This is a genomic window from Staphylococcus simulans (assembly GCF_047037175.1).
Classification (GTDB): Bacteria; Bacillota; Bacilli; order Staphylococcales; family Staphylococcaceae; genus Staphylococcus; species Staphylococcus simulans_C.
The window spans coordinates 615,023-628,240 of the sequence record NZ_CP178241.1 but is presented as its reverse complement, the minus strand read 5'-3'; the positions used below and the strand labels follow the sequence as shown (position 1 = coordinate 628,240).

Below are 13,218 nucleotides of genomic sequence, written 5' to 3'. Positions count from 1 at the left end.
CGATCGTGTGAGTCAAACCACATATGCAGTGGTAGATTTAGAAACAACAGGCAACCAAAAAGATCATGATGAAATTATTCAAATTGGTATTACATTTGTACGTAATTACGAAGTTGTTGGTTCATACCACTCTTTAATAAAGACAGACCTAGAAATTCCGCCTTTCATCCAGGCACTCACATCCATCGAAGACGCTATGTTAACACAAGCGCCTTACTTTCATGAAGTAGCAGATGAAATATATGAAGTTTTAAAAGACTGTGTGTTTGTCGCACATAATGTCTCTTTTGATTTGAACTTCTTAAAAAATGCATTTCGAAAATGTAATATTACGTATCATCCTAGAAAAACAATTGATACGGTTGAATTATTTAAGATTGCATTTCCAACAGATAAAAGCTATCAGTTAAGTGAGTTAGCAGAAAAGCATCATATTCCATTGAATAATGCACATCGTGCTGATGAAGATGCGGCTACCACTGCAAAACTAATGATTAAAGCTTTCAATGTATTAAATGATTTACCGACAGATACATTGAAGCAGCTTTATTATTTAAGTAAAAATTTAAAATATCAATTACATGACGTTTTGTTTGAAATGGTGCGCCATCATGGTGATCAACCATTAGATCCCCAATACGCACAATTTGAACAGATTACTTATAGAAAACAAGTGGATTTCAAAGCACCATCCATTGATTTCGAAGGTTCAACCGAAGATTTTTATAAAAAAGTCATCGATGCTTTAGGCTTCACATATCGACCTAAACAACTATATTTAACAGAAATTATTTTAGACCAACTGATGCATAATGATAAAGCATTGATAGAAGCCCCTTTAGGCTCAGGAAAATCTATTGCTTATTTAATCGCAGCCTTAATGTATAACATTGAAACAAAACAGCATGTCATGATTTCAACAAATACCAAATTACTACAAAATCAGTTGTTAGAACATGAAATTCCAACTTTAGAAAAAGTACTAGGCTACCGTATTAATGCGGCCATTATCAAAAGTAAACGTGAATATATCTCTTTAGGTCTCATCAGCCAGATTCTAAAAGATGAAACACAAAATTATGATGTCACATTGCTTAAAATGCAGTTGTTAATTTGGATTACCCATACAGAGACAGGGGATATTCAAGAGTTGAATCTAAAAGGCGGACAAAAAATGTATCTAGAACAAAAGGCTGAAACTTATGTACCAGTCCGTCATGATATTCATTACTATAATTTCTTAAAACGTAACGCACAAAATATTCAAATTGGTATTACGAACCATGCACATTTAATTCATGCTTCTCAAGAGAACAGTATTTATCAATTATTCGAAGACTGTATTATTGATGAGGCGCATCGTTTGCCTGATTATGCTTTAGACCAAGTCACAAACGAACTCAGCTATTCAGATATCAAATATCAACTTGGCTTAATTGGTAAAACTGAAAATGAGAAGTTATTAAAAGCAGTCGACCGACTTGAACAAAAACGTATACTTGAAAAATTAGATATTCCGCCAATTGATGTATTCGGTTTAAAAACGGCAGTCAATGATATCCATGAATTGAACGAACAATTATTCACAACCATTTTTGATATTATCCATGAATCTACCATTCATGATGATGATAACCATAAGATACACTTTGTAAATCAATTTGATAAAGCGCCGATTCTAAAAGATATTCACGAAATCATTCATAAGTTGAATTTAACCTTAGAATACTTTAATGGGATGAGTCATAAAACCATTAAATCAATTCGTAAGCATTTACTGTACATCAATGACCATTTCCGTGCGATTGAACAAAGTTTAAAATCAGATCATACATGCTTTTTATCTATTAAAAATCTAGAACAGAAATCTACGATTACGATTTACGTCAAAGATTATAAAGTTAAAGATATACTTTCTCATCAAATCTTAGATAAATTTAACGCATTAACCTTTATTTCAGGAACGTTAACATTTAACGGTTCATTTGAAGCCTATAAAAAATGGTTCAACCAAGATGCTGAATTCAAAACGTATATCATAGATGATGTCGTAGATAATCAAAATAAAGCAACGATATTTATTCCGGATGATGTGGAACCTTATCATTTTCGTGATGTTGAAAAGTATGAACATGCGATTGTCAGCTATATCACTGAATATGTAAATATGACAGAATCCAAATGTTTAGTCCTGTTTACAAGCTACAAAATGATGTACCACGTCCAAGAACTATTAAATGACTTGCCTGATTTTGATGATTATATTATCTTATCTCAGCAAAACAATAGTCAAAACTACAAAATTGCCCAACAATTCAATAGCTTTGATAAAGCCATCTTATTAGGAACAGGAACTTTCTTCGAAGGCTTCGACTTCCAAGGCGATGGCATCAAATGTGTTATGATTGCGAAATTGCCGTTCATGAATCAAAACAATACAAAATATTGGTTGATGGATTCAGAATTTGTATCAACCTTTAAAGACTATGTCTTACCAGATGCGGTTGTCCGCTTCAGACAAGGCTTAGGTCGTTTGATTCGTAACGAAAATGATAAAGGGATTATTGTGTCATTTGATGATCGCTTAATTAAAAGCAACTATCAGCATTTCTTTATGCATACATTACAAGCATTCAATCAACAAATTGGTGACTTGCAGAAATTTAGTAAGATATTAAAGCGATTAACGACGCAATAGAGTTTATCAACTAGAAGAAAATGCATTTATTTGATAAAATGTATACGGGTTAACAGTTAAGAAAATGCTCAAAGCAACTTGATTTATTGAGAGGTTTCGAGCACTCATTAATTCTCTAATAAATGTCAAAAAGAAGTATAGGAGTTTGAATAATGAAGACTACAATCAAAGAAGCAAAGAACTACATTGGTCAAGAAGTCACAATTGGCGCTTGGCTTCAAAACAAACGTTCTAGCGGTAAAATTGCATTCTTGCAATTACGTGACGGAACTGGATTCATGCAAGGTGTCGTAGTGAAATCAGAAGTTGATGAAGATACTTTTGCGACAGCTAAAAATTTGACGCAAGAATCATCAATGTACATTACGGGTACAATCACTGAAGATAATCGTTCTGATTTAGGTTATGAAATGCAAGTGAAATCAATTGATGTGATTCAAGAAGCGCATGATTATCCGATTACACCAAAAAATCACGGTACAGAATTCTTAATGGATCACCGTCATTTATGGTTACGTTCTAAAAAACAACATGCGGTAATGAAAATCCGTAATGAAATTATTCGTGCCACTTACGAATTCTTCCATGATAATGGATACGTTAAAATTGATCCGCCAATTTTAACAGCAAGTGCACCTGAAGGTACAAGCGAATTATTCCATACTAAATATTTCGATGAAGATGCCTTCTTATCTCAAAGTGGTCAACTTTATTTAGAAGCTGCTGCGATGGCATATGGTAAAGTATTCTCATTCGGTCCGACATTCCGTGCTGAGAAATCTAAAACACGCCGTCATTTAATCGAATTCTGGATGATTGAAGGCGAAATGGCGTTCTATAACCACGAAGACAGTTTAGAAGCACAAGAACAATATGTTGCTCATGTTGTACAATCAGTACTTAAAAATTGTGAAATTGAACTTAAAATCTTAGAAAGAGACACTTCTAAACTTGAAAAAGTGAAAACACCATTCCCACGTATCTCATATGACGATGCGATTGACTTCTTAAAACAAGAAGGTTTCGATGATATTGAATGGGGCGAAGACTTTGGTGCACCGCACGAAACAGCAATCGCAAACCATTATGATTTACCAGTATTTATCACTAATTATCCTACAAAAATCAAACCATTCTATATGCAGCCGAACCCAGATAATGAAGAAACTGTCTTATGTGCAGATTTAATTGCACCTGAAGGTTATGGAGAAATTATCGGCGGTTCTGAACGTATTAATGACTTAGAACTATTAGAGTCTCGTATCGAAGAGCATGGTTTAGACAAAGAAAGTTACGAATACTATTTAGACTTACGTCGTTATGGTTCAGTACCACACAGCGGCTTCGGTCTTGGTTTAGAACGAACAGTAGCATGGATTTCTGGTGTAGAACACGTCAGAGAAACAGCACCGTTCCCACGTTTATTAAACCGTTTATATCCATAAACAATGCTATGATTTGAATGTAAAATAAATGGGTCCAGTCATGTGTGCAAACGATGACTGGACCATTTCAATAGGTAAAGTATCAAAAAAGGAGGGTCACTTTGGATATAGAATTTCTTAGAAAACGTCCAGTTGTTATTAGAAGAGAATTGCTCGATCATTATGCTGACATGGAATTATCGGAAAGTGATTTAATCATTTTACTGAAATTGATTTATGAATATGAACATTCTAATAAACAACCTTCTATCTCTTATCTTAGTAAAGGGACGACCATGAAAGAACGTGAAGTGACAGGTGTCATTCAGCGTTTGATTCAACTGGATTTATTGGATCTTACCGTCCAAAAAGATGAAGAAGGTCGTTTTGCGGAGTTTATGAATTTAGATGGATTCTATCAATCTTTCAGTAAAATCATACAAGCTCAAGAAACAGAACAACGCGAACTTAATAACCAAGCATCCTTCAAATCATTATTCAGAATGATTGAAAGTGCATTTGGCCGTCCTCTATCACCGATAGAAATTGATACTTTAAATCAATGGATTGACGTAGACCATCATGATATTTCAGTAATTCAAGCAGCCGTAAATGAGGCATTGAGCCAAGAAAAAATGAGCTTTAAATATATTGACAGAATTCTATTAAATTGGAAGAAAAACAATGTCAAAACAGTAGAAGACTCTAAAAAAATCAGTGACCAATACCATGCACCGCAAATGAAGCATACTGTCAAAAGTATTCCTAAATTTGACTGGTTGAATCAGGAGGAAACATAATGTTAAGTAAGAAAAAAGCATTAAGTATGATAGATGTGATTGACGAAATGTTTCCAGATGCAGAATGTGAGCTTAAACATGATAATCCTTTCGAATTAACGATTGCGGTATTATTGTCAGCTCAATGTACAGACGTTTTAGTCAATAAAGTAACACGAGAACTCTTTAAAAAGTATAAAACGCCGCAAGATTACTTGGATGTCAGTTTAGAAGAATTACAGCAAGATATCCGTTCCATTGGTTTATATCGTAATAAAGCTAAGAATATTCAAAAGCTCTGCCGTTCATTACTTGATAAATTTGATGGCAAGATTCCTAATAACCGAACTGATTTAGAGAGCCTTGCCGGAGTCGGTAGAAAAACTGCGAATGTGGTATTAAGTGTCGCATTCGGCGTACCAGCACTTGCGGTAGATACACACGTAGAACGTGTTTCCAAAAGATTAGGCATTAATCGTTGGAAAGATAGTGTTAAAGAGGTAGAAGACCGTCTATGTTCGATTATTCCAAAGGAAAGATGGAATCAAAGTCATCATCAATTAATTTTCTTTGGACGTTATCATTGTTTAGCACGTGCACCTAAGTGTGATGTTTGTCCTTTATTCGACGACTGTAGAGAAGGGCAAAAACGCTATCGTGAAAAATTGAGAAAAGAAGCTCAAGCATAAGAGGTGATTCTTTGATTACAAAATCTGATTTCGAAGCTTTAGAAAATCAAATCGATGTCTACGCTAAACAGAAGCAATTGACATCAGAACAAGGTAAGACATTACTTGATGAATATTTAGCTTTAATTGAAAGCTATTTTTGTCAAATTAATCAGATTGAAACGATTAATTATGATCAGTTAGATACGTATCATGTCGTGCCGATTAATTTCCAAGAACGCTTTGATTATATCCATCAACGTAAACATCATTTTATGGGTTATCGCCAAATGAAAACACTCATCAGCGAATTAATTAAAATGAATGCTGCTTATAAAGCTAGACAATCACATCAAAATCGTTCATAAGTAACGCGTGAATAAAAAATAGAGGACATGTTTGATTTCGGTTCAAACATGTCCTCTTAATATTGTGTATGTATAGAAAAAGTGCAGTGCTCAGAAAACTGAGCTACTGCACTTTTATAATTTATGAAGCTTTGTTGTTGAAAATGGCATGAAGATTAAAGAATCTTGATAGAGCATTGCCATTTTGATTATCGCCTTGTTGATTATTGCCTTGTCCTTGTTGGTTGTTGCCTTGACCTTGTTGGTTATTGTTACCAAAGTTTTGGCTTCTGTTGTTTGAACCTTGTTGTCTGTTATTACTGCTGCCACCTTCAGTTGAACCATTAGCATTTACTTTACGGTTAGTTGTATTGTGGTCAGGGTTGCTAGCAACGTATAAGTCAGATTTGCTTGATCCGTTAACTGAACCAGGACGTTGGAAATCTTCTCCATCTCTTGGACTGATGTCTGACATAACATCTTCAAGCAAGTATTGTGGATATTCTTGTTCGTTATGTCCAACGAATGAGTTTTGACCATATTGTTTAACTTTATTGAAGCCCATCCAAACTGACATTGAGTATTTAGGTGTGAAACCATTAATCCATACATCTTTCGCTGCATTATCAGGTAAGTTGTATTGTTGGTAAGTTTCTGAACCATAAGTACCTGTACCAGTTTTGGCTGCTAAGTTAACACCAGATACGCCATGACCATATGCAGAACCCCAAGCTTCAAATGTACCTTTCAGTACTTCTGAAAGCATGTATGCTGTGTAGTCATGCATTGCTCTGTGATGTTTGTGATCAAATTCAGTCGTATTGCCATCTTGGTCAACCACTTTAGAGATACCATGTGCTTGATTATATTCACCGCCGTTAGCTAATGTTGCAAATGCAGAAGCTAAATCAGTAGGTGAGAATTCAGATGATGAACCACCAAGTACTTCAGATGGACCAATTTCGCCTTCGTATTTCAAGCCGACTTTATCTGCAAATTTCTTAGGTGCATCTTGACCAGCATCTTGTTTGGTTTGTTGCCAAGCTTTTAATGCTGGAATGTTGAAACTTTGACGTAATGCATCATAAAGTGTGACATTACCATGACTCTTCGTATCATAGTTTCTAAATGTTGTACCATCAACCATGTATTCTGATTCATCTTGAAGTTCATGGTTTGTCGCCCATTGCATGTTTTCAATGGCAGGTCCATATGCTAAGAACGGTTTTAATGAAGAACCAGTAGGGTGGGCATCTGTTGCTTGGTTTCGGTCGACGACATCTTTAAAGTGTCTGCCGCCTGAAATTGCGACTAATCCACCGCTCTTACTGTCAACAATTGTTGAACCGACTTGTTGATCTTCGTTCTTATAATAATTGCCGTTATCGATACGGTTTTGTAATGCTTTTTGAACACCAGCATCCATATTAGTATAAATCTTAATACCACTATTCATGAGTTCACCAAGGTTTTTGTCTTGGAACTCAGGATGTGCCATCAACTCAGATTTAACAAAGTTCACATAAGAGTTATACTCAGGATCAGCATTATCCGGCTTGATTGCACGGTCATCAGCGCTACGTTTCACTAAGTTCTTCTGAATTGGTGTATCTTGCGCTTTTTTCATATCTTGTTCAGAAATACGTTTATGATAATGCATTAAGTATAATACAGTATCTTTACGAGATTCCGCTTCTTTAGGATTATCATACACATTGTATAAGTTTGGTACTTGCGGTAAACCAGCTAAGTACGCTTCCTCAGCTAAATTTAAATCTTTCAAATCTTTATTGAAGTAATATTTAGCAGCTGCTTTAATCCCATAAACGCCGTCAGAGTAGTAAATTTTGTTTAAGTAGATTTGGAAAATCTCATCTTTACTGTACTCTTGTTCTAAACGATAAGATAAGTATGCTTCTTGTGCTTTACGGCCAATTGACTTTTGATCAGTCAAGAATGAACGTTTAACAACTTGTTGCGTTAAAGTTGAGGCACCTTGTGAACCGAAACCGCCTGTAATGTTTTTGCCGACTGCACCGAATAAACGTTTATAGTCTAAAGCACCATGCTTATAGAAACGGTTATCTTCAGTAGCTAGGACAGCATCTTTCATGTTTTGCGGAACATCTTTTAAGTCCACGTGTGCACGTCTTTGACCGTTATCAAGCGTTTTGACTAACTTGCCATCTTTATCATAAATCTTGGCTGGTATAGGGTCTTTTAATTTCGCATCAGAAAACGCTGGCGCTTTCCAAGCATAATAAGCGAATAAAAGAACACCAACTAAGGCTAAGACAATAAATGCAATTAAAATGAAGCCAATAATCTTAATAATTGTCCTCTTAATATTCCTATTCTGTTTTTTACCAGACTTGCCATTCTTAGAATTGGAAGTCTTCTTTCTTTCCGTCATACGCGGTCCTCACTTTCATCTAATATCAACTTATCAACGGCTTTGAGGTAATTCAATCGTGGTTGATACTGATAAGGAATATGGTAACCATTTTTTCTTATTTCTTCAACTGTAATTGATTTTCTGATGTTATTTTGATGTCTTTGCCAAAAATCTTCAAAGGAACGATAAGGCAGCATATAAACTTCATCTAATGCTTTAAAACGAATTAAAAGAAATACGATTCCGTTTTGTTCATAGCATGATTTCATATGCGCAACTTGGTGTTCGTGAATATTTTGTAATGGAAAAGACGTCGTGCTTTGTGTTTCTTTCGCTTCAAAATCAATATAACGACCATTATAAATGCCGTTATAATCAGTTGTAGATGGGGTGCGGAAATATGCTTCTTTAATCACAGCTTTACTACGCTTTGGATAAGAAACATTTACGATTTGAACGGGTGTCGGTTTTTTGTGTATTACTGCTTTACCTGTAGAAAGGTAGTAATCGTTTGATAATTCGATTTCCTTTTCTAAAGTCATCCCACGTCCGCCATACTTGATTTTACTTGAATCCAGCGGGTTTGTGCGTCCAACTTTAGTCTTATTTCTATTAAATGGTTTACCATTTGGATAATTCATTTGTTTCACCACACCAACAGGTTTTTAAACCGTAATAATTATACACAACTTACAGTGAGATGCAAACACTCTATGCTTATTTCAATAGAAAGTCTGCCGCATCATCTTTGTATAAGTATTTACGAAAAAATTAGTTTGTGTATATGTCATTTATTTTAACGTTAATCAGGCGATTTAACAATATTGAACCCTTATATCATAGGGATTGACAGGTTTTCTGAAATGACGTACTTAAGATTATATGATAATTTAAATGTGAAGGAGGCGGAATGAAATTGTATACCATAATTTCAACATTAATAGAGCAAACACATACTATAAAACAAAGATATGAAGATGCAAGAGAAGGTAAAATGTATGATTTTAAAAATGATGTGATGCCTTTTGCGTATGAAATGGATCACTTATTAAATCAGTTGGATGGGTATACTGAAAATATTGTTGCGCTTCCATATATGAACCAGTTGAAGTATCAAATGATGAAAGAAAACTTGGAACGGCTTTCAGTTGAATGCCATTATGCTTCAGCAAGCCGTAAACTCTTTATGGATAAACTAAAAAGTGTGAACTATGACTTAAACTATATAAAGGAAAGTGAAACACAGTATGGTTAAAACAGCATATGTCACCGGCTATAAATCCTATGAATTAAATATATTTAAGGATGATGCACCGGAAGTAAAATACCTTAAATTATTCATAAAAAATAAATTGCAAAACTTGATTGAGGAAGGTTTAGAATGGGTATTGATACAAGGACAATTAGGAATTGAAATGTGGACAGCTGATGTTGTATTTGAACTACAATCAGAGTATCCTGAATTAAAACTCGGAGTGATTACACCGTTTCAAAATCATACCGAGCGTTGGAACGAACAAAATCAGCTGAAGTATCAACAATTGATTGATCATGCTGATTTTCATGATTCAGTACATCATGCACCCTATGAAGGACCTTTTCAATTCAAACAAACAGATCAATTTATTTTAGACCATACTGATATGACTGTTTTAATATATGATGAAGAACAAGAAGCAAGTCCAAAATTCTTTAAAAAGATGTTAGTTGATTTTGCAGAACAAACAAACTATACTTATGATGTTGTAACGTTTGATGAAATCAATACATTCATCAGTGATATACAGTGGTCTGAAGAAAGTTTCGAATGAGGTGGAGAAAAAATGGCAGATGTATCTTTAAAATTATCAGCAAAAGATATTTATGAGAAAGACTTCGAAAAAACCCTTGCACGCGGCTATAGAAGGGAAGAAGTAGATGCATTTTTAGATGACATCATCGCAGACTATCAGAAAATGGCAGACATGAATAATGAAGTCGTTAAACTAAATGAAGAAAATCATAAGTTAAAAAAAGAACTTGAAGAGTTACGTTTACGTGTAGCAACTTCTAGACCACAAGAAAACAAAAGCTTTTCTTCAAACACAAGTACTAATAACGTAGATATTCTTAAACGTATCTCTAACTTAGAAAAAGCAGTATTTGGAAAATAGTAAATTCTAGTATATGGTTCGAAATCTGAAAAGTTGAGCTTTTTTTATTAGCTTTACCATAGATGAAGAACCATGCTATAATTTTAAGAAGTGATATTTCGGGTAATCGCTATAGCAATATAGAGGAAAGTCCATGCTCACACAATCTGAGATGATTGTAGTGTTCGTGCTTGATGAAACAATAAGTCAAGGCTATAAGACGGCAGTGAAATAATCTAAGTCTTTCAGATATGATTAAAGTAGCTTGAAAGTGCCACAGTGACGGAGCCTTTACAGAAATGTAAAGGGTGGAACGCGGTAAACCCCTCGAGTGAGCAATCCAAATTTGGTAGGAGCACTTATTTAGCGGAATTCAACGTATAAATGAGGGAATAGGTATGCGTAAATACTTATTCCAGACAGATGGTTACCACCGGCGTACGAGTGACTACTAGTGCACGTCAGCAGTACTAAGGTACAGAACATGGCTTATAGAAATATCCTCACTAGTTCAGCTCTCCAGATTGGAGAGCTTTTTTATTTTGTAAACTCTTTGACTACTCATATATTACCGCATCAAAATTTGCTACAATAATAAAGTAAATCAACAAAAATAGAAGGAAGGTCAACGCATATGTATCAATTATTAGCCGTATGTCCGATGGGACTTGAAGCTGTCGTCGCAAAAGAAGTCAATGCACTAGGCTACGAAACAACAGTGGAAAACGGAAGAATTTTCTTCGAGGGCGATGAAACTGCGATTGCCAAATGTAATTTATGGCTGCGTACTGCTGACAGAGTACGTTTAGTGATGGGCCGTTTTAAAGCAACAACATTCGAAGATTTATTCGAACAAACCAAAGCATTGCCTTGGGAAACAATCATTACAGAAGATGGGAACTTCCCGGTACAAGGCCGAAGTGTCAAATCTACGCTTCACAGTGTCCCTGATGTTCAAGCCATTGTTAAAAAAGCAATCGTCGAACGTTTAAAAGATGCTTATTCACATAAAGGATGGTTAGAAGAAACAGGAAGCAAATATCCTTTAGAAGTAGCGATTCATAAAGATGAAGCACTCTTAACGATTGATACTTCTGGTTCAGGTTTAAACAAACGTGGCTACAGACTGGCGCAAGGAGAAGCACCGATTAAAGAAACATTGGCTGCTGCGCTGATTCGCTTAGCGAACTGGGATGGCAATACACCATTAATCGATCCGTTTTGCGGTTCAGGTACGATTGCGATTGAAGCATGTTTAATTGCTCAAAATATTGCACCTGGCTTCAACCGTTCATTTGTTTCAGAACAATGGGATATCATGCCTGATAATCTGTATGAACAATTACGTGATGAAGCTGATCAACAAGCAGATTACGATAAAGAAGTTGAAGTATATGCTTATGATATCGATCCAGATATGGTAGAGATTGCGATACGTAACGCTGAAGAAGTTGGCTTGAGTGAAGTCATTCAATTCGGCGTTAAAGATGTTAACACATTAGATATCCATACTAATCAACCGATTGCACTAATCGGCAACCCGCCATATGGTGAACGTATCGGGGATAGAGAAGAAGTTGAAGAAATGTATCGCTATCTTGGCAAGTTGATGCGTCAACATCAAAACTTATCTGAATACATTCTAACAAGCAATAAAGAATTTGAATTTTTAACACAACAAAAAGCTACAAAACGCAGAAAGCTCTTCAATGGTTATATTGAATGTACGTATTATCAATATTGGGCTAAGAAAAAATAAATAGATTGAAAAATTGGGGTGACTTAGATGAATCAAGAATTTAAACGCGGCATAGTATACTCCATTATTGCCTATGTCCTTTGGGGGACATTACCAATTTATTGGTCGTTGCTCAATGATATCAGTCCGTTTGAAATTCTATCCTATCGTATTATACTATCCATGATTTTTATGGTTGTATTAATCTTGGCTATGGGGAAACGTTCGCAATTCGTGAATGGTATAAAAGGTTTAACAACCAAACAACTGTGGGCTATTATCATAGCCGGCTATATTATTACGATTAACTGGGGCACATTTATTTGGGCCGTTAATAATAACCATGTACTCCAAGCGAGCTTAGGTTATTATATTAATCCACTGGTCAGTATTCTGCTGGCGATGATCTTTATGAAAGAAAAATTCAATAAGTTAGAATGGTTAGCTATTCTCCTTGCTTTCATCGGGGTTCTTTATATGACCTTGAAAATCGGAGAATTTCCGATTGTTTCTATCATCTTGGCAGTTTCATTCGGATTTTATGGTTTACTTAAGAAAATCGTACCGATTGATGCTTTAAGTAGTATCACATTTGAATGTATTGTCACAACACCGGCTGCTGTGATTTATATCATTTATTTATGGTTCACACATCAAACAACCATCGGTCTTAATATGCCGACATTCTGGTTATTATTCTCAGGGGCAATTACAGCAATTCCATTAATTTCATTCTCTGCAGGCGCAAGAAGAATACCTTTATCATTAATGGGATTCATTCAATATATCGGTCCGACATTAATCTTCATTTTAGGTATCTTTATTTATAAAGAACCTTTCGATACAAATCAGTTCGTTACCTTTATCTTTATTTGGGCTGGAATTATCGTTTACAGCTTATCTCGCTACATTCAAATTAAGCGTGCAAATAATCCAGGTCTTTAATATTAAGATGCATTTGACTAGAAATCAGTCAGATGCATCTTTTTTATTATGTATATCATCGATTTTAATCCTTTAGAGTAAAGCGCTTTTAG

The 13,218-nt window shown here is 35.1% G+C and carries 12 protein-coding genes and 1 other RNA gene; 11 read left to right on the top strand and 2 right to left on the bottom strand.

The features are described 5' to 3' along the window. Window positions 1-7: 7 nt before the first annotated feature. The 5 genes from ACFCT9_RS02920 (at window position 8) to ACFCT9_RS02900 (ending at window position 5,937) form a co-directional block, all read left to right on the top strand. Window positions 8-2,698: a helicase C-terminal domain-containing protein gene (locus ACFCT9_RS02920; RefSeq protein WP_412520695.1), complete on the top strand. Its 2,691-nt coding sequence runs from the start codon at window positions 8-10 to the stop codon at window positions 2,696-2,698. A 152-nt stretch (window positions 2,699-2,850) separates the two neighbouring features. Beyond that, window positions 2,851-4,143, top strand: coding sequence for an asparagine--tRNA ligase (gene asnS, locus ACFCT9_RS02915; protein WP_412520693.1), 1,293 nt, complete (start codon window positions 2,851-2,853; stop codon window positions 4,141-4,143). A 101-nt stretch (window positions 4,144-4,244) separates the two neighbouring features. Next, entirely contained in the window at window positions 4,245-4,922 is a 678-nt protein-coding gene (locus ACFCT9_RS02910) for a DnaD domain protein (protein ID WP_412520691.1), read from the top strand. Next, window positions 4,922-5,590 (top strand): endonuclease III, encoded by a 669-nt coding sequence (nth, locus tag ACFCT9_RS02905; protein WP_412520689.1) that lies wholly within the window; start codon window positions 4,922-4,924, stop codon window positions 5,588-5,590. The genes ACFCT9_RS02910 and nth overlap by 1 nt, the downstream gene beginning before the upstream one ends. Window positions 5,591-5,601: 11 nt before the next feature. Then, window positions 5,602-5,937: a YpoC family protein gene (locus ACFCT9_RS02900; protein WP_412520687.1), complete on the top strand. Its 336-nt coding sequence runs from the start codon at window positions 5,602-5,604 to the stop codon at window positions 5,935-5,937. 121 nt (window positions 5,938-6,058) lie between these two features. Here the strand turns inward: ACFCT9_RS02900 and ACFCT9_RS02895 are convergent, their stop codons facing one another. Continuing rightward, complete coding sequence (locus ACFCT9_RS02895) at window positions 6,059-8,329, bottom strand: transglycosylase domain-containing protein (protein ID WP_412520686.1); 2,271 nt, start codon at window positions 8,327-8,329, stop codon at window positions 6,059-6,061. Continuing rightward, window positions 8,326-8,952, bottom strand: coding sequence for a Holliday junction resolvase RecU (recU, locus tag ACFCT9_RS02890; protein WP_412520684.1), 627 nt, complete (start codon window positions 8,950-8,952; stop codon window positions 8,326-8,328). The genes ACFCT9_RS02895 and recU overlap by 4 nt, the downstream gene beginning before the upstream one ends. A 275-nt stretch (window positions 8,953-9,227) precedes the next feature. On the opposite strand from recU, the gene ACFCT9_RS02885 reads away from it, so the two are divergent. From ACFCT9_RS02885 to rarD, 6 genes are all read left to right on the top strand, one after another. Further along, window positions 9,228-9,566, top strand: coding sequence for a DUF1798 family protein (locus tag ACFCT9_RS02885; protein ID WP_412520683.1), 339 nt, complete (start codon window positions 9,228-9,230; stop codon window positions 9,564-9,566). Continuing rightward, on the top strand, window positions 9,559-10,122 hold the full coding sequence (locus ACFCT9_RS02880) for a DUF1273 domain-containing protein (protein ID WP_412520681.1): 564 nt from the start codon (window positions 9,559-9,561) through the stop codon (window positions 10,120-10,122). The genes ACFCT9_RS02885 and ACFCT9_RS02880 overlap by 8 nt, the downstream gene beginning before the upstream one ends. 12 nt (window positions 10,123-10,134) lie before the next feature. Then, on the top strand, window positions 10,135-10,464 hold the full coding sequence (gene gpsB / locus ACFCT9_RS02875) for a cell division regulator GpsB (protein ID WP_412520679.1): 330 nt from the start codon (window positions 10,135-10,137) through the stop codon (window positions 10,462-10,464). Between the two features lie 94 nt (window positions 10,465-10,558). Beyond that, an RNA gene (gene rnpB / locus ACFCT9_RS02870) (RNase P RNA component class B) lies at window positions 10,559-10,940 on the top strand. 137 nt (window positions 10,941-11,077) lie between these two features. Beyond that, window positions 11,078-12,202: a THUMP domain-containing class I SAM-dependent RNA methyltransferase gene (locus tag ACFCT9_RS02865; protein ID WP_412520677.1), complete on the top strand. Its 1,125-nt coding sequence runs from the start codon at window positions 11,078-11,080 to the stop codon at window positions 12,200-12,202. A 27-nt stretch (window positions 12,203-12,229) separates the two neighbouring features. Continuing rightward, the gene (gene rarD, locus ACFCT9_RS02860) at window positions 12,230-13,126 is read left to right on the top strand and encodes an EamA family transporter RarD (protein ID WP_412520675.1); all 897 of its coding nucleotides are present in this window, start codon (window positions 12,230-12,232) and stop codon (window positions 13,124-13,126) included. Window positions 13,127-13,218 lie beyond the last annotated feature (92 nt).

What these genes read in the sequence shown, in the direction of transcription:
- asnS (WP_412520693.1), top strand. Translation starts at nt 2,851, where the DNA reads ATGAAGACTACAATCAAAGAAGCAAAGAACTACATTGGTCAAGAAGTC.
- nth (WP_412520689.1), top strand. Translation starts at nt 4,922, where the DNA reads ATGTTAAGTAAGAAAAAAGCATTAAGTATGATAGATGTGATTGACGAA.
- ACFCT9_RS02895 (WP_412520686.1), bottom strand. Translation starts at nt 8,329, where the DNA reads ATGACGGAAAGAAAGAAGACTTCCAATTCTAAGAATGGCAAGTCTGGT.
- recU (WP_412520684.1), bottom strand. Translation starts at nt 8,952, where the DNA reads ATGAATTATCCAAATGGTAAACCATTTAATAGAAATAAGACTAAAGTT.
- ACFCT9_RS02880 (WP_412520681.1), top strand. Translation starts at nt 9,559, where the DNA reads ATGGTTAAAACAGCATATGTCACCGGCTATAAATCCTATGAATTAAAT.
- gpsB (WP_412520679.1), top strand. Translation starts at nt 10,135, where the DNA reads ATGGCAGATGTATCTTTAAAATTATCAGCAAAAGATATTTATGAGAAA.
- ACFCT9_RS02865 (WP_412520677.1), top strand. Translation starts at nt 11,078, where the DNA reads ATGTATCAATTATTAGCCGTATGTCCGATGGGACTTGAAGCTGTCGTC.
- rarD (WP_412520675.1), top strand. Translation starts at nt 12,230, where the DNA reads ATGAATCAAGAATTTAAACGCGGCATAGTATACTCCATTATTGCCTAT.